This is a genomic window from Vibrio ostreae (assembly GCF_019226825.1).
Taxonomy (GTDB): domain Bacteria; phylum Pseudomonadota; class Gammaproteobacteria; order Enterobacterales; family Vibrionaceae; genus Vibrio; species Vibrio ostreae.
Map to the genome: position 1 here is coordinate 455,591 of NZ_CP076642.1, position 22,284 is coordinate 477,874.

At 51.0% G+C, this 22,284-nt stretch carries 18 protein-coding genes and 1 pseudogene; 11 read left to right on the forward strand and 8 right to left on the reverse strand.

Going from position 1 to position 22,284, the window contains the following annotated elements; translation table 11 throughout:
• Window positions 1–5: 5 nt before the first annotated feature.
• A pseudogene (locus tag KNV97_RS02030) lies at window positions 6–1,822 on the reverse strand (extracellular solute-binding protein).
• Window positions 1,823–2,174: 352 nt separating this feature from the next.
• Window positions 2,175–2,693 (reverse strand): NUDIX hydrolase, encoded by a 519-nt coding sequence (locus tag KNV97_RS02035; RefSeq protein WP_136485563.1) that lies wholly within the window; start codon window positions 2,691–2,693, stop codon window positions 2,175–2,177.
• 597 nt (window positions 2,694–3,290) lie between these two features.
• Here KNV97_RS02035 and KNV97_RS02040 point away from each other — a divergent pair.
• Window positions 3,291–4,085: a siderophore-interacting protein gene (locus KNV97_RS02040; RefSeq protein ID WP_136485561.1), complete on the forward strand. Its 795-nt coding sequence runs from the start codon at window positions 3,291–3,293 to the stop codon at window positions 4,083–4,085.
• Window positions 4,086–4,191: 106 nt separating this feature from the next.
• Here KNV97_RS02040 and KNV97_RS02045 read toward each other — a convergent pair whose 3' ends face one another.
• Window positions 4,192–5,316, reverse strand: coding sequence for a M14 family metallopeptidase (locus KNV97_RS02045; RefSeq protein ID WP_136485559.1), 1,125 nt, complete (start codon window positions 5,314–5,316; stop codon window positions 4,192–4,194).
• A 69-nt stretch (window positions 5,317–5,385) separates the two neighbouring features.
• The gene (locus tag KNV97_RS02050) at window positions 5,386–6,099 is read right to left on the reverse strand and encodes a UTRA domain-containing protein (protein WP_136485557.1); all 714 of its coding nucleotides are present in this window, start codon (window positions 6,097–6,099) and stop codon (window positions 5,386–5,388) included.
• Window positions 6,100–6,589: 490 nt separating this feature from the next.
• Here KNV97_RS02050 and rnk point away from each other — a divergent pair, with 490 nt between their 5' ends.
• Window positions 6,590–6,997 (forward strand): nucleoside diphosphate kinase regulator, encoded by a 408-nt coding sequence (gene rnk / locus KNV97_RS02055; protein WP_136485555.1) that lies wholly within the window; start codon window positions 6,590–6,592, stop codon window positions 6,995–6,997.
• Window positions 6,998–7,081: 84 nt separating this feature from the next.
• On the opposite strand, the gene yjjG is transcribed toward rnk, so the two are convergent.
• Complete coding sequence (yjjG, locus tag KNV97_RS02060) at window positions 7,082–7,756, reverse strand: pyrimidine 5'-nucleotidase (RefSeq protein ID WP_136485553.1); 675 nt, start codon at window positions 7,754–7,756, stop codon at window positions 7,082–7,084.
• 97 nt (window positions 7,757–7,853) lie between these two features.
• Here yjjG and KNV97_RS02065 point away from each other — a divergent pair, with 97 nt between their 5' ends.
• From KNV97_RS02065 to msrB, 3 genes are all read left to right on the forward strand, one after another.
• On the forward strand, window positions 7,854–8,771 hold the full coding sequence (locus KNV97_RS02065; RefSeq protein ID WP_218562000.1) for a LysR family transcriptional regulator: 918 nt from the start codon (window positions 7,854–7,856) through the stop codon (window positions 8,769–8,771).
• Between the two features lie 344 nt (window positions 8,772–9,115).
• On the forward strand, window positions 9,116–9,766 hold the full coding sequence (gene elbB, locus KNV97_RS02070) for an isoprenoid biosynthesis glyoxalase ElbB (RefSeq protein WP_218562001.1): 651 nt from the start codon (window positions 9,116–9,118) through the stop codon (window positions 9,764–9,766).
• Window positions 9,767–9,885: 119 nt separating this feature from the next.
• Window positions 9,886–11,016, forward strand: coding sequence for a peptide-methionine (R)-S-oxide reductase MsrB (gene msrB, locus KNV97_RS02075; protein WP_136485547.1), 1,131 nt, complete (start codon window positions 9,886–9,888; stop codon window positions 11,014–11,016).
• Between the two features lie 30 nt (window positions 11,017–11,046).
• Here msrB and KNV97_RS02080 read toward each other — a convergent pair whose 3' ends face one another.
• Window positions 11,047–12,135: a helix-turn-helix domain-containing protein gene (locus KNV97_RS02080; RefSeq protein WP_240798179.1), complete on the reverse strand. Its 1,089-nt coding sequence runs from the start codon at window positions 12,133–12,135 to the stop codon at window positions 11,047–11,049.
• Window positions 12,136–12,364: 229 nt separating this feature from the next.
• On the opposite strand from KNV97_RS02080, the gene KNV97_RS02085 reads away from it, so the two are divergent.
• The 3 genes from KNV97_RS02085 to eat are packed head-to-tail and all read left to right on the forward strand — an operon-like array spanning window position 12,365 to window position 16,014.
• Window positions 12,365–13,768 (forward strand): ethanolamine ammonia-lyase subunit EutB, encoded by a 1,404-nt coding sequence (locus KNV97_RS02085; protein WP_136485545.1) that lies wholly within the window; start codon window positions 12,365–12,367, stop codon window positions 13,766–13,768.
• Entirely contained in the window at window positions 13,765–14,607 is an 843-nt protein-coding gene (eutC, locus tag KNV97_RS02090; RefSeq protein WP_218562002.1) for an ethanolamine ammonia-lyase subunit EutC, read from the forward strand. Before KNV97_RS02085 ends, eutC begins: the two co-directional genes overlap by 4 nt.
• A 15-nt stretch (window positions 14,608–14,622) precedes the next feature.
• Entirely contained in the window at window positions 14,623–16,014 is a 1,392-nt protein-coding gene (eat, locus tag KNV97_RS02095; protein ID WP_136485541.1) for an ethanolamine permease, read from the forward strand.
• Between the two features lie 220 nt (window positions 16,015–16,234).
• Here the strand turns inward: eat and folE are convergent, their stop codons facing one another.
• Window positions 16,235–16,888: a GTP cyclohydrolase I FolE gene (gene folE / locus KNV97_RS02100; RefSeq protein ID WP_136485539.1), complete on the reverse strand. Its 654-nt coding sequence runs from the start codon at window positions 16,886–16,888 to the stop codon at window positions 16,235–16,237.
• A gap of 293 nt (window positions 16,889–17,181) precedes the next feature.
• Between folE and moeA the strand changes: the two genes are divergently transcribed.
• From moeA to KNV97_RS02115, 3 genes are all read left to right on the forward strand, one after another.
• Window positions 17,182–18,417, forward strand: a complete 1,236-nt coding sequence (gene moeA, locus KNV97_RS02105) for a molybdopterin molybdotransferase MoeA (protein ID WP_218562003.1) — start codon at window positions 17,182–17,184, stop codon at window positions 18,415–18,417.
• 8 nt (window positions 18,418–18,425) lie between these two features.
• Window positions 18,426–19,184 carry a molybdopterin-synthase adenylyltransferase MoeB gene (gene moeB / locus KNV97_RS02110; protein ID WP_218562115.1) on the forward strand — a complete coding sequence of 253 codons (759 nt, stop codon included), beginning with the start codon at window positions 18,426–18,428 and terminating at the stop codon, window positions 19,182–19,184.
• 130 nt (window positions 19,185–19,314) lie between these two features.
• Entirely contained in the window at window positions 19,315–20,157 is an 843-nt protein-coding gene (locus KNV97_RS02115) for a sulfurtransferase (RefSeq protein ID WP_136485534.1), read from the forward strand.
• 174 nt (window positions 20,158–20,331) lie between these two features.
• Here the strand turns inward: KNV97_RS02115 and KNV97_RS02120 are convergent, their stop codons facing one another.
• Window positions 20,332–22,227 carry a TRAP transporter permease gene (locus tag KNV97_RS02120; protein ID WP_218562004.1) on the reverse strand — a complete coding sequence of 632 codons (1,896 nt, stop codon included), beginning with the start codon at window positions 22,225–22,227 and terminating at the stop codon, window positions 20,332–20,334.
• Between the last annotated feature and the right edge of the window lie 57 nt (window positions 22,228–22,284).

The following is a 22,284-nucleotide window of genomic DNA, read 5'->3' on the forward strand; positions in this document are numbered from 1 at the left end:
TCCTCTTAACGACGCTTCTCAGGTAATTTTTCGGCCTTCTGTTTGGAGATCCACCAGGTATCCAAACCAAGATCGTACTTAGGCATTACAGCCGGACGCTCAAACTTATCCCAGCTCGCGACCCGGTACATACTGGTGTGCCACTGCGGAATGATGTAAAAATTCCACTGCAGGATACGATCCAGCGCTTTACCCAATGATTTCAGCTTTTCCGGATGTTCCTGATTCTTGGCGATATCCAGGGTTAGCTGATCAATCACCGGATCCGTCACGCCTGCGGTGTTGTAGGTCGAATCAAGATAATGCGAGTTCCACACTATCATCAGGTTCGGATTCGGGAACGGATTAGCAGCATAAGAAGACGAGACCATATCGAAGTCTCTGTCACGCAGGCGCTTGATGTACTGCGTGGTATCGATGGTACGGATCTTCATATCAATGCCCATCAGCTTGAGATTCTTTTGCAGCGGAATCGCAATACGTTCAGAGGTCGGGCTGTAAATCAGCAGCTCAAAAGACATTGGCTGACCGGTTTTAACATTGGTCATCACCTTATCTTTCAACTCCCATCCCGCCTCTTTCAGCAGTTTGAACGCCTGACGCATCTGCGGACGAATACGACCACTGCCATCGGTGACCGGTGGTTGATACTCTTGCGTAAACACTCGCGCCGGAATCTTATCTTTAACCGGATTTAACACCGTCAGTTCAGCGTCATCCGGTAAACCTTTCGCCTCGTATTCGGTATTCTGAAAGTAACTGCGAGTGCGAGTGTACTGACTGTAGAACATGTTTTTGTTCATCCACTCAAAGTCCATCGCATAATTCAGCGCTTCGCGAACACGCACGTCACTAAACACCGGACGCTGGGTATTAAACACAAAGCCTTGTGTTGCCGCCGGAGCATCGTGCGGAATTTCTTCTTTTTAATGAAACCGTTATCAAAATTGGCGCCGGTGTAAGAGGTCGCCCAGTACTTAGCCTGACTCTCCTGGCGTAAATCAAACTCACCGGCTTTGAACGCTTCCAGCATGACGGTGTCATCACGGTAATAATCGTACTGCACCTCTTTGAAGTTGTTACGACCGACATTAACCGGTAAATCTTTGGCCCAGTAATTATCATCCAGTTTATAGGTCACACTCTGACCAGGTTTGAACTCTTCCACTTTATAAGCGCTGCTACCAACCGGCGGCTGATTAAGCGGTTCTGACAGGCTCTTATCCTTCCAGAAGTGCTGCGGTAACACACGAGTTGACTGCGCAAAACTAAACAACTTTTCACGATTCGGCTCTGCCATTTCAATTCGCACCGTTTTGTCATTCAGCGCTTTAACCGATTTTATTTCTTTGTAGTAAACCCGGTACTGAGGCACGCCTTCAGTCATAAACTTGTTGAAGGTAAATTCCACGTCGTGCGCGGTAATAGGCACGCCATCCTGAAAACGCGCGTTGGGATTGATGTCCAGCTCCAGCCAGGCGTAATCATCCGAGTAACGCACTTTCTCTGCAATCAAAGGATAGTAGGAGTCAATTTCGTCAGCCGGTGAAAACATCAGCGGATCGTAGAGCTCACCACTGGCTGCCGCAGCGACGCCACGCGAGGCGTAGCGGTTGAAGTTATCGTAGGTGCCGACCTGGCCATAAGTCACTTTGCCGTATTTTGGCGCATCGGGATTAACATAATCAAAGTGAGTGAAGTTTGGCGGATACTTTGCTGTGCCGAAACCCACCAGGCTGGTACTTTCGATCACATCAGCGAGAGAGAAATGGCTGGTCAGAGCTAATATCATCCCTAACGCCATTGGTCTTACTTTCCCCATTCAAAAATCCTTCTGCTTAATGTTGCGTCTGGCGCCGACATTGCGTCAGTCCGAGGACACGATCATTTCTTATCAATAATTCAGCTAGTTATGAGTATATACCCTTTAGATCCGAGATGCAGTATTCCATCGTTGACTGCGGGTCTGGCTGCAAAACTGTTCACCTTGCCAGACCGACTATCCACCCTGGCAGACAAGCCGGTCAGCTGTGCGTCAATATCTTGCAGGTACTGATGCTATAGACAGCCCCGGCATCAGCAAAGTTCAAACAATTCAGCCACCTGTGAAACGGGATATGGATGCACCGAGCTAACCGATATGAGAACGCTACATCAGATACGCCAACCGAGGTTTACAGCAGTTCTCTGGCGATCAGGCGCAACAGGAAAGTCTCCCGCTCCACACTCATGCCCTTTTTATCGCTTTCGGTCATCGTCTTTTCATTGTGGCGTATCGCATCATTAATATTAATCCACACCGGCTTCATGCCATTTTTAACTTCATAATCTTCAAACCGCGTTTCGCCCAGTACTCGGTCAATTTTGCAGGTAAAACAATGGGAAATCATATGCATCACCTCGGCGTCATCACGATACCAGGGACGAAACTCCTCATAGATGCCATAGGGTTGAATATGATGAATATTCTTCGCACCCGTTTCTTCTTCCAGTTCTCTCACCAACCCCTGCAGAATATCCTCATGCGCATCGACCCCGCCGCCCGGCAGGGTGTAATCGTGATAGCGTGCGGTATACAGCATCAGAATATCTTCACCATCAACCACAATGGCCCGCGCCGCCTGACGCTGAATGATGCGATACTCGCTTAACGGTCCGAGTTCAGGATGGGTGGCAGTGTGTATATGTCTCATTTCGATTCCTCACCAGTTTTGCCGCCCACTTTATATCAAAACTCCCTGTTAACGCAGGGATTTTACCCACATGCGATGCCCTCTGTTTAAACCGTGCGCGGCGCATGCTCAATCCGGGCCTGATCTCCCTCAGGTGCTTACTCTATCCTCAGGTGCCGGCTCTATCAGGATGTAACAGGTAGCGGCCGCGATATGTCCGCCTCTGCCGTAGCGCAACATCAGCTCATTGATGTTGGCTCGTAAACGGCGATCAAAGATCGATTTTTCCGTACTGCATGTCTTTAGGTTCAACACGCTTGATGTCGTTAATCAGGTCGAGTTTTTGAGTAGTACGGCATACGCCAGGATCAAAGTACCGTATGAAATAACTCTAGACTGCATCAGCAGTTTGACAAATCTAAGCTGCTGTTTTCAATGTAGCAAAGCCACAAACTGCCAGTATGATCACGCCTTTTATTACGCCGTACAGCAGTGCATTTACAATGGTTCATTTGGTGTAGTTCGTAAATTTCAGTAAATGACAACAATTATCATTGCCGAATGACAAAATTAGCGTTAAGGTGAGTACACTTATCGGCTGCCAGACATCAGGTTACTATGCAAAACAAACAAAAATCCCGTCGCAATTTCGCGCTGACTGTTACTGAAACCCAACAAATTTCGCCAAACTTCCAGCGTATTACGCTGCAGGGAGATGAGATTGCCCATTTCGGTAAAGAGAGTGAAGGCGGATACATTAAGTTATTATTTACGCCTCAGGGCGGAACTGATATCGGTAGCCTGAGTGAAGAAGAGCGTCCATTGATGCGCACTTACACCATTCGTCAATTTGATCCGGCCAGCAACCAGATTGTGGTCGATTTTGTCCGTCACATTACCAGCGACCTGTCTTGTGGCTTCGCTGCCCGCTGGGCGGAAAGCGCACAAGTCGGCGATACCATTTCGATTGCAGGGCCGGGTAAAAGTCAGTCTCTGAACCAGGACGCCGATTGGGTATTTCTTGCCGCTGACATGACGGCTATCCCTGCACTGTCTGTGACTTTGTCACAGCTCAATTCTGATGCTCGCGGTTATGCCGTGGTTGAACTGGCTTCCATCGCTGATAAACCAGAACTGCAGGCACCGGCCGGTATCGAACTTATCTGGGCATGCAGCGACCAGGGAGAAACCCTTGCCGATGCAGTACAAGCACAGGCCTGGTTGGCCGGCCAGTGTTCGGTGTGGTGTGCGTGTGAATTTGAATCGATGCGGACATTGCGTCAATATTTCCGTAATGAAAAAGAGATCGACCGCGAACATATCTACATCAGTAGCTACTGGAAAAACGGCGTCAGCGAAGATGGTCACAAAGTTCTCAAGCGCGCGGATGCAGACGCAGACACCACCAGCTGATAAGGCTGCGAACCACGCCAATAATGTCGGTATCTGAAGTCAAAAAAGCCAGCGTATCACCGCTGGCTTTGGTTTATCTGGCGAACATAGCATCGCGATAAAGAGTTCAGATTTTGTCTGTCACCGCCAGTGTGGCCGCCAGTACATCCTGCCCAAACAAAATACTGCGCTCCGGTGACCAGCCATACAGCGGATCCGGATGATTGCTGTTATCCTTAAACGGCATTTCGATGGTGTAAGCCAGACAACCAAACTGCTCAGCCACCCAGTTGGATCCGACGGTCAGATTCGCTTTGCCTGGTTCATCTTTGTCGTAACCGACTTCGTCCTGAAACTCAGGCGTAATGGTCGATAATGCCTGCTTAAATGCCGCTTCCTTGGCTGCCAGTTCCGGGCTGTAGGAAGGAATCCCCTCAGAGCCGGCGACAAAGTTATAAGGCAAAGCTTCATCACCATGGATATCGAGGAACATGTCCACACCCGTTTGCAGCATACGCTCACGCACCAGATAGACTTCCGGGCTTTTCTCCATTGAAGGCGACTGCCATTCACGGTTGAGGTTCACACCAACCGCATTGGTACGCAGGTGGCCACGAACCGAACCATCCGGGTTCATATTCGGTACCACATACAACACCGCTTTTTCCAGTAATGCACGCGCGACAGTATCATTTTCATCCAGCAAGCGGTTGATCAAGCCTTCCATAAACCACTCGGCCATGGTTTCCCCCGGATGCTGGCGCGCGATCAGCCAAATTGCCTTTTTCTCCGGCTCCGCTTCACCAAACGTCAACAGACTCATATCGTGGCCGTCTAGGGTCTGGCCTAAGGTTTCCAGCTGGCAATGATGGGCGCTTTGTGCCATGTGCAGCAAGTCGAGATGACGATCGTAAGAGTAAGGCGCAAAGTAGGCAAAATAGACCGAAGAACGCTCCGGAATTAAGCTGAACGTCAGTGTATCACCATCAAATTCGGCCGGAACACGAAACCACTCTTCACGATCATAAGAAGCCACCACATCGTAACCCTGCCACCCTTCCGGATAAGCAGACTTTGCCAAATCCAGCAGCTTAATGGTGTGCGACTGCTCCGCCTCGCTTTCAAGACGAAAATGGAACCACTGATAAAATTCCGACATATTGTCATTCGGAATTTTCAGCTGTATGTCCTGCCTGTCGTCTGCTTTGACTACGTCAATGCTACCACTATCAAAGTTACTGAATATTTTCATGATTTACTCACCTTATTCTTCTGAGTATGAATTTGCAGGCTAACACAATTTCATCGTCACTGCGCCCGTTTACGCGCTGACCGGAGTCAGAATCGCCTCGGATGCAAGGCAAATCGCATCATGACGCCACAGCTCTGTCTCTGCATTGAGCAGATTACCCTTATGATCATAGTGCTTACGTTCAATAACCAAAGCCGGTGTGCCGGCGGTGGCGCGTAATGCCAGCGCCACATCACCAAACAGCGCACTGGTAGTGACACGGTAACTGATTGAGTGGTACTCAAGGGCAAAGTGCTCACGCAAAACCAGGCTCATTGATTGAGCGAGATCGAAACGGAGTAAATTGGGGCACAGCTGAGGAGGAACGTAACTCGTCACATACGCGACCGGACGCTGCTCCAGATGAAGAAGGCGCTCAATACGATAGACATCAGCGAAAGGCGCCAGCGCCAGCAAACGTGTCGCCACCTTATCCGCCAGCATCGCTTTCGCGTTGATGATGGTCATATCGGGCTGACGATTTTGCGCTCGCGCTGCGGTGACGAAATCAACTGCCTGCGACGGATTGTAGCGCAGCGGGGGCGGAGAGATAAACCAGCCGCGGCGATCTTCACGGTAGATTTGGCCTTCAGCTTCTAGCAAGGAAAGAGCCTCGCGCAAGGTTACGCGGGTGGTATTGAAGGATTCAGCCAGCTGGCGTTCAGGAGGAAGCTTCTGCCTTGGTAATAAGCTCCCGGCGTCAATCTGTTCTGCGATAGCCTCTTTGATTCTAACGTACTGCACTCTTGTCCTTAGCATCCGGCGTTGGGGCGGAATTGATATCCAAATAGTACCCACAACTCACCCGCTTTGCACCCGCGCATCACTCACATTCAAACAGATGTGACGTTGTTTTCTTATTCTTTTGCTACGCAGTCCTATGGATATATTGGGGTGCTACACATATACGCGGGTGCTTCGCACATGACACCTCGTTGTTAGTTAATGGACATCCAGTAAAGCGCAGGTTGAACAACGGAAAAAGCGAAGTCATTCATTAGCACTTTCTGGCTACCCTTCCCCTTGATAGGCAGCCATACGCGACGAATCATCGATACGTTTAGCGTGACCACCTCGACATTACTTACAAATACACACACTTTATAAGTATGAAATTGTGAGCATTTTGATTGCGTTTTTGTTACGTAGCCACTAACTTAAATTCAGTCGAAATGAATTCGGCCTGTATACCGCCCTGACTGTTCAGGGCGGTGTTTGTTTGTGGAGAAAATAAATGTTACACACTCATTCAATCGTCGTTTCCACACTGGACATGGACCGCATCAGCTCACTGATGGACAAAATGCCCAAGCTGTCACCGGAACTATTAAGGCTGGAAGATGAACTGGATCGGGCAACGATCAAAGAACCTCAGGAAATACCGCCAGGCGTGGTCAGTATGAACTCAACCGTGCGCTTTAAATTTCAGGGGAAAGACGAAATCATGGAGAAACACCTGGTTTATCCCCATGAAGTCAAAAGTAATGACGATATTTCCATCTTTGCACCGGTAGGCAGTGCCTTGCTGGGATTATCTGCCGGACAAACACTAAGCTGGCCTATGCCTGGTGGCAGTGAGAAAGTGATTGAAATTATTGAAGTGACTTATCAGCCGGAACGTGAAGGTCGCTATGATCTGTGATGTCTAAATTCAGGTATCTGTGATACCTGAATTCTGGTGCAAAAGCCGTTTTAAATGAACACCCCTTTGCACCAGAAGAGCGTATCAGGCCAGCAAAATGCTTTGCAGCTCAGCTAACGAACTCACCTCGTAATGGGCATCAATGCCGTGTGGTTTTTCAGCTTGATGGATATTCAGCCAACAAGTTTCCAGACCGGCATTCAGCCCCCCCAGAATATCTGAGTGCGGGTTATCTCCGACCATAAGTACCCGCGTTTTATCCGGATCCCCCATGACGGTTAGAGCATGATTAAAAATACCCGCATCCGGTTTCGCCACACCGACCTGCTCCGAAATCACCACGTGCTCGAAGTAATCCTTCATGCCCGTTCTGGTCAGGCGCACATCCTGCAGTTCGGTAAAACCATTGGTAATGATGCCGAGTTTCGCTTTGCCCTGCAGAGCCTGCATCAGTTCACGTGCGCCGGGTAACAAAGTACAGATGTCTGCCATCGCCTCAAGAAAAGCGCTGTTGAGCTCGGCCGTTGTGGTGCCAATTTTTTCCGCCCAGGATTGAAAGCGAATGTGTTTCAGCTCAGCTGCTGTGATCACACCATTTTGATAATCCACCCACAGTGGCTTATTCACTTGCTGATAATGCTGGTAATCCTGCTCGCTAAAGTCTAATCCCTTACGCGAGAACATAAGCTGCATCCCTTTAAAAGCATCGAAATGAAACAGGGTGTCGTCAGCGTCGAATAAGATCCAATCGTATTTCATTTTCATCTCCTCAAATCGCGCAAACAGTCTAGATTGTTTTCCATGAGATGTTAATCTAGTAGGTAGGAAACTTTTTGTTAAATATATCTCAACAATTATGGATAATACCTTTTCTGCAATCCCGGTCTTCGTGGCAGTAATTGAATGCGGTAACTTTTCGCTGGCCGCAGAGCGGCTGGGTATCACTAAGTCTGCCGTCAGCAAACGGATCACCCAACTGGAAGATGAACTGGGGCTGCGCCTGCTCAACCGCACCACACGTAAGCTTAGCCTGACCGAAGCGGGCGAACGTTATTATTATCACGTGTCTCAGGCGATGACACACGCCCGGCAGGGCAGTGATGCAGTCAGTGAACTGCAGGGCGAGCCGCGCGGCAAGTTAAAAATTACTGCACCGATGTCATTTGGTGTTCTGCACATCGCCCCGATTATCAGTGAATTTCTTGAGCGCTACCCTTACGTGGAAGTCGATTTACAACTGGAAGATCAGATGGTCGATCTTATTCAGGGCGGCTTTGACCTTGCGATTCGTATTGGCCACCTGCCCACCTCAAATTTAATCGCTAAACGACTGGTGCGTTGTCGCAGCATACTGTGTAGCTCGCCGGGTTATCTGCAGCTTCATCAGCCGCCACAAAAACCTCAGGACCTCATCCACCATAATTGTCTGGTTTACTCGTATTTCCGTGGCGGCAGTGAGTGGACGTTCAGCCAGAACGGCGCGGATTTTAAAGTCATCCCCAAGGGTAACCTGACCGTGAATAACAGTGAAGCCATACGCCGCGCCCTGCTTGACGGTTTAGGCATCGGCCAATTACCGACGTTCCTGGTCAGCAAAGATATTATCGCCGGTCGCCTGAAGCCTGTGATGCAAGAATTCAGCTTGCCTGAACATGCCATCTACGCGGTTTTCCCTGAGCGTAAACACCTGCCGCTCAAGGTGCGCGCTTTCATGGATTTCGTCAGTGACAAACTCGGCGCCGATGTCCCTTACTGGGATCAGGACATTTTCTAAAACGACAACGATTATCTTAGACGGCAACTTTGTTTGATAAAACAACCATTAGCTTTTTTAAACAACCATTAGCTTCTTATATAACAGCAACTAGCACCGTAGCGGTCACTGTTTTAGCACGCTTCACATCAAAGATAAAATTCGCCACAATGATTATTAATCCGCAATGTTGAATAGCGATCCGTGATTAATGAACAATCATTCACGAGATTGAGCAAAAATCCCCCGCTATCAGTGACAACATAATGAAAGCCTTAAACTAAACTTAAAAGCGGATCGCAAAAATGTTGACGTCCCAGCTTAGTGCAAGCATGTTTTGCCCGAACAGATAAAGGAATGGATCGATGAAAAAAGTAGCCGTGATATTAAGTGGATGTGGTGTGTTTGATGGAGCCGAGATTCATGAATCCGTGCTGACACTGCATGCCATCGAACGCCACGGTGCCAGTTGGCACTGTTTTGCGCCCAATATTGAGCAAATGCATGTTATCAACCATCTGACGGGTGAAGAGATGGCAGAGACACGCAACGTGCTGGTGGAATCAGCGCGTATCGCGCGCGGAAAAATCGAGGATGTGGCCAAGCTTAAAGTTGAAGAGTTCGACGCCTTGCTCATACCCGGTGGGTTCGGCGCAGCAAAAAATCTGACCGACTTTGCCGTGCATGGCTCGGAATGCAGTATCAATACCCATGTTGCCACCGCCTGTCGCGCTTTTGCCCAGGCAGGTAAACCGGCCGCCTATCTGTGTATTGCACCCACCATCATCCCGATGATTTACGAACACGGTGTCGAAGGCACTATAGGTAACGATCCGGACACCGCTGTCGCATTTCGTAAGATGGGCGGCGAGCATGTCTCCTGTCCGGTGGATGATTTTGTGTTCGATCAAAAGCACAACGTACTATCGACCCCGGCTTATATGCTGGCCGAAAATATTTCTCAGGCCGCTTCCGGTATCGATCGTCTGGTCGAAGAGCTGATTAAACTGGCCTGAACCATTGAACCCGGTAATACCCTCCGCTATCTATCTGGTGCCGGGTTGCCGGGTTGAAATTTTTTCCGTCTTCGACTGTTCTTATTGAGTATCCGTTCAATACATGAGTAAGAACTGTCATGAAACGTATTACGATAAGTTTACTAGCTTTACTGGTCGCGCTACCTGTAGGCCTGTCCTTTTTCAGTCAGGCATCCAATCATTCCTCTGCCTCTCACGCAGAACATGAGCAAGTGGCAACCCTCGCTGGGGGCTGCTTCTGGTGTACCGAGTCCGATATGGAGAAACTGGACGGCGTGATTGATGTTGTATCCGGTTATTCAGGCGGGACGGTAGATAATCCCACTTACAAACAGGTCTCTTCCGGCACCACGGGGCACATCGAATCGATTCAGGTCACCTACGACAGTGACAAACTGAGCTATGAGCAGGTTCTGGACCACTTCTTGCGCCATATTGATCCGACCGATGACGGTGGTTCTTTTGTTGACCGTGGTAATCAGTACCGCCCGGCTATTTTCTATCACGATACGCAGCAAAAGCAGGTTGCTGAACGCTTTATGCAGGAGATTGACCAGGCAGGTATTTTCCACAAGCCATTGAAAACCGAATTAATTGCATTCAAAAAATTCTGGCCGGCCGAAGAGTATCATCAGGATTACTACAAAAAGAGTTCGCTGCGTTATAAATACTATCGCTACGCTTCAGGCCGGGACCAATACTTAGACCAGATCTTCGGCGATGACCGTGAAGATAACCCGAAAACACTGCGTCAGTTGATTGATGAAAAACGGGCCATTAGTGAAGTTAAGGTGTATACACGGCCGTCTGAGGACCAAATCCGCGCTAAACTGACTGACTTGCAATACCGGGTTACTCAGGAAGATGCCACCGAGCGGGCATTCAACAACGAGTACTGGGACAATAAAGCAGAGGGGATCTATGTCGATATTGTCTCCGGTGAACCACTGTTTTCCTCAACAGATAAATATAAATCCGGAACGGGCTGGCCGAGTTTTACCCAGCCCATTGATCCGGCTTATATCGTTACCAAGTCAGATAACACTCTGTTTTACACCCGAACCGAGGTACGCAGCCGCTTTGGCCGTTCGCATTTAGGCCACGTATTTGAAGATGGCCCGGCACCGACCGGTTTACGCTACTGCATGAATTCTGCTGCGATGCGTTTTGTACCGAAAGAAGAGATGCAAGCACAAGGCTATGGTGCCTACCTGAAACTGTTCCAATAACCCGGTTTCTCGCCAACTGTACGCCGCACATTATCGTTGCGGCGTAAAACTTTTCACCAATGCGGCACGCTCATAGCGATCGGCACGATCACGAGTCTGGCTCGGGGTCTCGCCAAACAGCAGCTTGTAGTATTGGTTAAAGGTCCCGAGATGATAAAAGCCATACTGTAACGCCAGTTCACTGATGGTTTTTTCCTGATCAGTGACGATCAACGCCCGGCGCACCGCATTGAGCCTGCATTCACGTAAAAAGGCGATCGGGCTGACTCCAAGCTCCTGCTCAAAACAGTATTGCAGGGTGCGCTGGCTAACGCAGGCTATCGAGGCCATTTCCGCCACACTCATCGGATAATCACCATTATTATCGAGGTGACGGTACAAACGTAACAGAGCCTGACGACGGGTGGCGTAACTGCGCGACTCATTGTGTTCACTGACCGCAAACTGCCCTAATCTGTCAATCACTGCACTGACCAGCACTTGCTGCAGTGCTGCCTGACTGTGTGACGACTGACCTTGCGACAATTGTCCAGACCGCGATTGTCCAGACGGCGATTGACCAGAAGAGAAGTGCAGCAAGCGTTTCCCCAACACCGACTCCGTATCCAGCACCTGCCGGATCAGTTCCACCAGCGACCAGCAGCCATGTTGCGGATTGAGGTTTTTCAGTAAAGATATCGACTCCCACTGCTGCTTGTCATCACACTGGATATTTTCCAGCAACAGGTCACGATCAATCACCACACCAAAAATATGAAAATTATCCGGGGTCGCCAGGTCAAAGTGCTGCTGTGCCGGACGAATCATCAATTGGTGCGGCGCTGCCTGCAAACCATTCACTTTCGGGCGTTGCGCGTCCATCGAAAAACCAATCCAAATGGCGTTCGGATTGACACTGCACTCCTGATGCACAGTATGACTGGTGAATTCCTCAAACAAGTGCAGGCCGGGCAGCTTAATCTCATCCAGATAGCCATGAAATTGCCCTGCACCATGTTGATTATACTTCTGTTCCCAGGCGTTGAGGCTTTGCGCTTGTTGGTTCACATCAAAGCTGTACTGCTTGCACCTTATTGGTGCGCATGAATTCCCTTCATGTGGCAATTGAATCAAATTCATTTTCACTCTCTTGCACCAGCTTTAGGCACGTAAAAATATATCTCATTGTTTTTATTGATAATTCTAACTTTGCGCATTGACGTCATGTTACCGGAACACAATTCGCACTATTTCTCTCAGTTCAATTTGCAATGTTCGGACCGCAGCGAAACAGATCGCAGCAAACAGGAATCTCCCCGGCTGCTATCCATCCGCTACCGTGCCCCGAAACCAAAAGCTGAGAGGTTTTATGAGTTCACGCTACCGTTACCAGATAGGCACCCAGACCTATCAGTTTGCTTCTCTGAAAGAAGTGATGGCCAAAGCGTCACCGATGCGCTCCGGCGATCAGCTGGCCGGCGTGGCAGCGACATCCGCCGAAGAGCGCGTCGTGGCGCAAATGGTGCTGGCTGACCTGCCACTGAAAACCTTTTTAAATGAAACGCTCATCCCGTATGAAAGCGATGAAATTACCCGCCTGATTATTGATGAACATGATGCTCAGGCATTTCTGGAAATCGCGCACCTGACGGTGGGTGATTTTCGTAACTGGCTGCTGCTGGAAACCACGACCCATCTCGAACTGACTCGCGTCAGCCCGGGCATTACTCCGGAAATGGCGGCGGCGGTGAGCAAAATCATGCGTAATCAGGATCTGATTCTGGTGGCTAAAAAATGTCGCGTCACGACCGCGTTTCGCAACACGATTGGTTTGCCGGGCCGCTTATCAACCCGCTTACAGCCGAATCATCCGACCGATGATATGAGCGGCATTGCGGCCTCTATTTTTGATGGCCTGATGTACGGCAACGGCGATGCTGTGATTGGTATCAACCCGGCGACCGACAGTGTCAGTCAGGCGGTCAAACTGATGAAACTGATGGACGAAGTGATTCAGCACTATGAAATCCCGACCCAGTCATGCGTGCTGACCCACGTCACCAATACCGTTGAAGCGATCGAACAAGGCGCCCCGGTTGATCTGGTGTTCCAGTCGATAGGCGGCACAGAAGCGACCAACCAGGGCTTTGGCGTCAACATCAACGTACTGGCGGAAGCGTACGATGCCGCACTGAGCCTGAAACGCGGTACGGTCGGTGACAACGTGATGTACTTTGAAACCGGTCAGGGCAGCGCCCTGTCTGCCAACGGCCATCACGACGTCGACCAGCAAACCTGTGAAGTGCGCGCCTACGCCCTGGCACGTAAGTTCAAACCGCTGCTGGTCAATACCGTGGTCGGCTTTATCGGCCCCGAGTATCTGTTTGACGGTAAGCAGATCATCCGCGCCGGTCTGGAAGACCACTTTTGCGCCAAGCTGCTTGGCCTGCCGATGGGCTGTGACATCTGCTACACCAACCATGCTTACGCCGATCAGAATGATATGGATAACCTGCTCACCCTGCTTGGTGTGGCAGAATGCTCTTTTATCATGGGAATCCCCGGCTCTGACGACATCATGCTCAATTATCAGACCACCTCTTTCCATGATGCACTCTACGCGCGTCAGGTACTCGGCTCGCGCCCAGCGCCGGAATTTGAAGCCTGGCTGCAAAAAATGCAAATCTTCAATCAACAGCAGGGTAAACAGCTGTCAGACGAGATCTCTCCGCACTTCATCCAGCCGCTGGGCTTAATCAAGGAGGCCGTATGAGCGTTGTCCCTATCAACCATTTGATCCACGAGGATCCGTGGCACAAATTACGCCAGTTTACTCAGGCCCGCATCGGTATCGGCCGGGTCGGCACCAGCATCCCGACAGAGGAGCTGCTGCGTTTCCAGCTCTCTCACGCTCAGGCAATGGACGCCGTACACGTGCCGCTCGACGAGCAACAACTGGTTAAGACAATGGCCTCCAGGCCAGAGCTGACACCTTATCTGCCCGCTTTGTCGCTGCACAGCCAGGCGGATGACCGCCTGACTTATCTGCAGCGGCCGGATCTGGGTCGTAAGCTGAGCGAGTCGTCTATTGAGCAGCTCAAAAAGCACGCGGATGAACACGCCAAACCTTACGATCTGGCGATTGTCATCGCTGATGGCCTTTCCTCTTATGCCATCAGTAATCACGCCACACCCGTTATTGAAGCGCTGATTGAACAGTTGCACAACGACAGCAAAAACAGCTGGCAGATTGCACCGCTGTGCATTGTCCATCAGGGCCGTGTCGCAGTCGGCGATGATGTCGGTGAAGCCATTAACGCCAAAGAAGTGCTGGTACTGGTCGGTGAACGTCCGGGACTGAGCTCCCCGGATAGCCTGGGGCTGTATCTGACCTGGCATCCGCATCGCGGCACGGAAGATTCGCTGCGTAACTGTATTTCCAATGTACGTCCGCAAGGCCTCCCTTATCAGGCAGCGGCGATGAAATGTTTCTATCTGTTGGCTGAATCACGCCGTCTCAAACTGACCGGTGTCGGCCTCAAAGACCGCTCGGATGACACCATCCTCGAGCATAAACAGACACAGTTTTTCTCTTTAACTTCAAAGTCATAACGTAAGGATAGTAGTATGACAACATCAAACGATTATCTGGCTCAACGCCAGCTCAAACGTGGCGCCGCAGGTTGGATTCTGCTGGCCGGATTGGGTATCTCATATGTGATCTCCGGTGATTTCGCCGGTTGGAACTTCGGTATCGCTCAGGCCGGCTGGGGCGGCTTTGTGATTGCCGCCGTACTGATGGGCATCATGTATCTGGCACTGGTGCTGTCTCTGGCCGAAATGTCAGCGGCGATCCCGGCAGCCGGCGGCGGTTACAGTTTTGCCCGTCAGGCCATGGGCCCGATGGGTGGCTTTCTGACCGGCCTGGCGGTTTTGATTGAATACTCGCTGGCTCCGGCGGCGATTGTAATCTTCATTGGTTCGGCGGTGAATGAGCTGACTGGCTTTGACGGCCCCGTGGTCTATGCCCTCTTCTACCTGGCTTTTGTTGGTATTCACATTTTTGGCGTAGGCGAAGCATTAAAAGTGATGATGGTGATCAGTGGCCTGGCGGTATTGGCAATCCTGGCGACCGGTGTTGCTCTGGTGCCTGAATTTAACAGCGCCAATCTGTTTGATATCGAGCCGACTGCCAGCGGCGATCTGATGCTGCCGATGGGTCTGTACGGTGTCTGGGCTGCACTGCCGTTTGCGATGTGGCTGTTCCTGGCGGTAGAAGGTGTTCCACTGGCCGCGGAAGAAGCCAAAGATCCGAAAAAGGATGTGCCAAAAGGTATTATAGCTGCGATGGTATTCCTGTTGTTCACTGCCGTTCTGGTTGTCGTTCTGCTGAGCGGCGCAGCCGGTGCTAAAGTGATTGGCGACAGCGCGGTCCCTCTGGTTGATGCGCTTAATATTGCCGGCCACTCACAACTGGCGACCTTCGTGAACGTGCTGGGTCTGGCCGGTCTGATCGCTTCATTCTTCTCCATCATTTACGGCTACAGCCGCCTGGTATTTGCGCTGTCACGTGCCGGTTATCTGCCGAAAAACCTGTCACTGACCAGCCAACGCAAAGCGCCGGTCCGCGCTCTGATCTACCCTGCGATTCTGGGTTTTATAATCTCGCTAAGCGGTGAAGGTGACCTGATTCTGTCTATGGCGGTTGTCGGCGCAACCATCTCTTACGCCATGATGTCAGCCAGCCACATTATGCTGCGCATCAAGCGTCCTGATATTCCTCGTCCATACAAAACTCCGGGAGGCGTGGTCACTTCAGGTGTGGCTTTGGTCTTGTCAATTATCGCCCTGACTGGTGTGTACGCTTACGATGTGCGTGCCTTCCTGTTCACTCTGGTCCTGTTCGCCGTCGGTATGCTCTACTACTTCGTCGTCGGTCAGCACAACCTGATTGCTAAAAGCGCCGAGGAAGAGTTCGCTCTGCTCGATCAGGCGCAAGGTGAGCTGGAAGCTGCCTGACAGAAAATCGGGTAACAACAACCATCCACTATCAACTCAAAGCAATCGCCATTCCTTACGGGATGGCGATTTTTTATATTCGCTCTGCACCGTTCATTGACAGCGCGAGCCCTGCCAAAGAGGGAAAAAACAGGCACAAAAAAAGCGCCTGCTCAGAGACGCTTTTCGAGTTAACTTTTATTTGGTTTATGCGTTGGATATACAGTTTATGCGTTGGCGCTTAACGCAGGCCATGCAAAAACTCGGCACGGGTCGCCGGATTGGACTTGAAAATACCACCCAGTGCCGTGGTGGTGGTCTCGCTGGTTGCATCCATCACACCACGTGATTTCACGCAGTAATGGGTCGCATCAATGGTGACTGCGACATCATCCGATTGCAGCAGAGCCTGCAGCGCCACCAGAATTTGCTGGGTCATGCGCTCTTGTACCTGCGGACGCTGGGCAAAGAAACGGACAATACGGTTGATCTTCGACAGACCGATAATTTTGCCGCGTGGAATGTAAGCCACTGCCGCTTTGCCGTCGATGGTCACTAAATGGTGCTCACAGGTACTGGTGACGGTAATGTCTTTAACCCGCACCATTTCACTCACGTTCATCTTATTTTCGATAACCGTAATCTTCGGAAAGTTCTGATAATCAAGGCCAGAAAAGATTTCGTCAACGTACATTTTGGCGATACGATGCGGCGTTTCTTCCAGGCTGTCGTCAGTCAAATCGAGCCCCAGCAGGTTAAGAATCTCACGCATATGGTGTTCGATTCGCTCTTTTTTCTCTTCACGACCCATCGTATTTGGCTGCATTGGCGTTTCCAAACCACGACGCTCCAATGCATCTTTAACTAACTTCGCGGATTCGCTAAGACCTGACATTACCTTACCTCTTAATTACCCCTTCCGGATGGCAGACAAGGATACTCGGATTTTTTAATAATTACATCCTTAATTTAAAGATGGGTTTAATTCACGCAAGCCAGCTGTCATCAGCACTGCGGGACGGTTCTCAACCCCACAACGCTGAGTGATAGCTACCGTTGTAACGATAATTCACACTTTCACTAAAACGACGATTCTAAACCGTATGAATCGTACCAAGAGACAGTTTGTCGCCTGATGCCAGTTGTGTGCTAAAGTAGGCAGAAAATACAAGATGATAGGATTAAAACATGGGCTGTTGTGACGCACCCGGCTTAATGCCAATCGAAGATGCGATGGAGAAAATGCTGTCGCGTATCCAACCGATTCAGACCACGCAACGACTTCCGCTGCCGGATGCTCTGGGCTATGTGCTGGCTGAGGATATTCTCTCGCCAATCAATGTGCCCCCTTTTGATAACTCAGCCATGGACGGTTATGCCGTGCGTCGTTCAGAGCTGGCGCTGGGCCAGCCACTGACTGTGGCCGGAAAGTCTTTCGCAGGCCAGCCTTTTGACGGCGAGTGGCCGGCGATGAGCTGCGTGCGAATCATGACCGGGGCGCAAATCCCGCCGGGCTGTGATGCGGTTGTGATGCAGGAGCAGGCCAGCGTGACCAATGCAGGCGTCACCTTCAGCGTGAGAGATGTACCGCATAATGACAACATCCGCCCGACTGGAGACGACATTCATCATAATGACGTCGTGCTGAGCCGTGGTGCCCGCCTGACACCACGCGATATTCCAATGATTGCCACACTCGGCGTTAGCCAAATCACCGTTTACCAGAAACCTAAAGTGGCCTTTTTTTCAACCGGTGACGAGCTCAAGCCACTGGGTGAACCGCTGCAAGCTGGTCAAATCTACGACAGCAACCGTTACGGTATCAAACCTTTGATTGAGAACTTCGGATGCGAAGCAATTGATCTCGGCGCCATTCCTGACTGCCCGCAAACACTCAAAGCGACGTTTGAGAAAGCGCAAAGTCTGGCCGATGTGGTCGTTACTTCCGGCGGCGTCAGCGTCGGTGAAGCCGACTACACCAAAGATATCCTTGAGCAGTTGGGTGAAATCGGCTTCTGGAAACTGGCGATTAAGCCGGGTAAACCGTTCGCTTTCGGTTCGCTACAAAACGCGTGGTTCTGTGGTCTGCCTGGTAACCCGGTTTCCGCCGTGTTAACCATGTACGTGTTAGTACAACCAATGCTGGCCAAACTGGCGGGGCATACCGAGTGGCAAGCGCCGCAATCCATTCCAGCCACAACGCGCACTACCTTTAAAAAAGCACCGGGCCGCACCGATTATCAGCGCGGGATTTACAGCATCGAAAACGGTCAGTTTTTCGTGGAGACCACAGGTAACCAGAGCTCAGGAGCCTTCCGCTCAATGAGCCTTGCTAATTGTTTCGTGGTACTGGAGCGTGAACGTGGCCGGGTCGAAGCCGGTGAAACCGTCAATATCCAGCTGTTTAACGCAACCCTATACTAGGAGCCATGGTGGACATTCTCAGCGATGCAGAGATGCTGCGCTACAACCGTCAAATCATCCTGAAACAGTTTGATTTTGAGGGTCAGGAAGCGCTCAAACAGAGTTCAGTGCTGATCCTCGGCGCCGGTGGGTTAGGCTGTGCCGCCGGCCAGTATCTGGCGACGGCCGGTATCGGTAAACTGACCCTGATTGACGATGATAAAGTTGAGCTCTCAAACCTGCAGCGCCAGGTACTGCACCATGACGCGGATATCGGCCGGCTTAAAGTAGAATCGGCCGCGCAGTCATTGCGCGAACTTAATCCGCACCTGATGGTGGATACTCTGGCCGAGCGACTCAATGATGAAGCGCTGCAAACGCTCATCACCCGTCACACACTAGTGCTGGATGCCTCAGATAACGTCGCGACCCGTAATCAACTTAACCGCCTTTGCTATCAGAGCAAAACCCCGCTCGTTTCCGGGGCCGCGATTCGTATGGAAGGTCAGGTCAGCGTCTTTACCTACCAGCAGGACGATGAACCCTGTTACCAATGCCTGAGTGCTTTGTTCGGCGATGCAGCTTTGAGCTGCGTCGAAGCAGGCGTGATGGCGCCGGTAGTCGGTATTATTGGCGCAGTGCAGGCTCTTGAGGCCATCAAAGTCATCGCCGGATATGGCCGTTCAGTGCAAGGCAAAATTCTGCTGCTCGACGCGATGACCATGTCATGGCGCGAAATGAAACTGATGAAGCAGCCTAGCTGCCCGGTGTGCGGCAGCCAGCCCTAACCTGCTCTCCATTCTAAACAGGCGCGCTATTAAGCGCCTGTTTTCATTTATTTCCAGCGTTGAATTGAGTACCCTCTAAAGGTGAACCCATTGCGGGCTCCTGGCCCGCGCTCAATAAGGAAAGCGTCGCATGTCTCCTCTTGTCACTCCGGCCTGGCTGGCCGAACGCCTTAATGACAAACGCACTGTCGTGCTAGATAGCAGTATCGATTTTCAAATTCCTGCTGAACCGGAAAAAGACAAAATCAACACAATCCCAGGTGCACGCCGTTTCGATTACGATAGCGTGTTCTGCGATCCTGATGCGAGTTTACCGCACATGATGCCAAGTGAAGCGCGTTTCAACCGCTTAGCGCAAGAGCTGGGAATTAATCAAGATTCGGTTCTGGTCGTGTATGACAACAGTGGTACGTTTGCCTCGCCACGGGCGTGGTGGATGTTCAAAGCATTCGGCCATAACGAGGTCTACATACTCGATGGTGGTCTGACTGAGTGGAAAACACAAGGTTACGCTGTCGCGCAAGATTACGCTCAGTCAGCAGAAAAAGGCGATTTTAACCGCCCGCTCGACCCGGCTTACTTTGTTGATGCCGGTTACGTGCTGAGCAAACTCGATGATCCAGCCAGCCAAACAGTCGACGCCCGCTCTCATGCCCGCTTTTCCGGTCAGGTACCAGAGCCGCGTGCGGGTGTACGCAGCGGCCATATCCCGAATTCATGCTGTCTGCCATTCGCCGTACTGATGAACGGTCATAAGTTCAAACCAGTTGCCGAACTCAAGCCGATTTTGCAGCAGGCGTTGCCGCAATCAGCCGACGAATACCTGTTCAGCTGCGGATCAGGTGTCACCGCCTGTATTGTCCTTCTGGCTGCTGCGCTGTGTGGTTATCACAACCTGGCCGTGTACGACGGATCCTGGACTGAATGGGGTTCAAATCACGACCTGCCGATTGGTACTTTGACATCAGAATAGCGTTAAAATAACAAGAGTTCTGAAATAGCAATAGCAATAAGCGCTGTAGCCATCGTTTCATCATCGGGCTGCACAAGCGATAAAAAATGCCGTTCACTGGGTGAACGGCATTTATCTTTTATTTGGAGCATTGAACGAAATTAACCACGTTTAACGCGAACACTTACCCTGTTATCACGATGCGTGGGAAGCCGGTTGTTCAGGCTGACGGTAATTTAGCAGACATACCGCAACAATCACCACCAGTGCGGCAAGACGGTATATATCCGACAAAAACAGCACGCATAATGCCATGACCAACAACACGGCACGTTGCCAGCTATGCAGTGGCGAGAACAGACGACCTTCAATACCGCCGGCAAAGGCAACAAACAGACTGATGGTTGAAATAACCCCGATAGCAAAATGCACCGGTTCGCCATCAATCCAGATCAGGCCGGAAAATGCCATCATGGCCGGGATCAGGAAGAAGCCCTGCGCCAGTTTGAAGGCCTGCACTGCCGACTTCATCGGTGATGCATTGGCAATACCCGCCCCGGCAAAGGCAGCCAGCGCAATCGGTGGCGTCACGTTAGAAGTCTGCGACAACCAGAACACGATCATGTGTGCGGTCAACATACCCAGGCCGAAATCCATCAGCGCCGGAACAGCCATAATGGACAATACGATATAAGCAGCCGTTACCGGCAGGCCCATACCGAGAATGACCGCAGCCACTGCTATCAAAGCCAGCGCCGACCATAAATGGCCGCCCGACAACGCGATCAGAAACTGAGTAAATTGCAGACCGATACCGGTTTGACCGACCACACCCACCACGATACCCGCTGTCGCACAAGCCACCGAAATCGGAATCGCCATCAGCGCGCCCTCTTTCAGGCCTTCGACAAACAATTTAAAACTGATGCGGCTGTGTTTACGGGTCATCGCGGTAAGCAAAATAGCCACACAGCCGATAACACCCACCAACACCGGTGAATAGCTCATCATCAGCAGCGCCGTGATCAGAATCAGCGGTAGCAGATAGTGCCAGCCATCCTTGAGCACTTTAGAAATTTGCTCGGTGACAGTCATGCCCTGCAAACCAAGCTTACAGGCCATTAGGTGGACGTAAAGCAAGGTACAAGCGAAATAAAGGATTGCCGGTGCAATCGATACCAGCAAGATATCGCTGTACGGAATACCGGTAAACTGCGCCATAACAAACGCCCCGGCTCCCATAACCGGCGGCATGATCTGCCCACCAGTCGACGCCGCCGCTTCAATCCCTGCGGCCTGCTCCGGCTTGTAGCCAAGCTTTTTCATCATCGGGATGGTTAACGAGCCGGTGGTCACCGTGTTAGCAATTGCTGAACCGGAAATCGAGCCTAATGCCGCCGAAGCGACCACGCTCGCTTTCGCCGGGCCACCGCGGTATTTACCGGCCACGGCAAACGCCATATCGATAAAGAACTGGCCTGCACCGGTCACTTGCAGGAAGGCGCCAAACAGGACAAAGATAAATACCACACCGGCTGCAATTGCCAGTGGCGCGCCGTATACCCCATTGGTGGAGTAAATATGGAAACGCACGATCTCTTCGATACTGAAGCCTTTACTGGCGACATTATCCGGCAGGACATCACCAAACATGGCGTACACCAGAAACAGTGCCGCGATCACTACCATCACCAGCCCGACGGTACGCCGGGTGGCTTCGAGCAGCATCACAATCAGCACCACACCGGCGGCCTGATCGACGGTGCCTAACCCATCGAGCAGAAAGCTAATATCATCATAATCAAACAAGGCAATCTGAGTGGATGCCCAGCAGGTTGCGATCACCAGGCCAAGGTCAATTACCCGCCCCAGCAAGTAAACCGGCCGTGAGTGTCTGGCATTAAATGTGGGATAAACCATAAAGGCTATCGCGATAACCCAACTGACATGGACCGGACGAAACACCGGTGCGGAAAGCGTGGCAACGATACCTTGCCAAATTTGAAAGACCGATAAAGCGATAGCCGCTACAGCGGCTATCGAAAGTATCACGTCAGTAATTTTCTGGTTACCAGGATGAATTTGACTCATCACTTACTCCGTGTAACGTTACTTTGTTATCAGTAATCACTCGTGAATGACTGATAA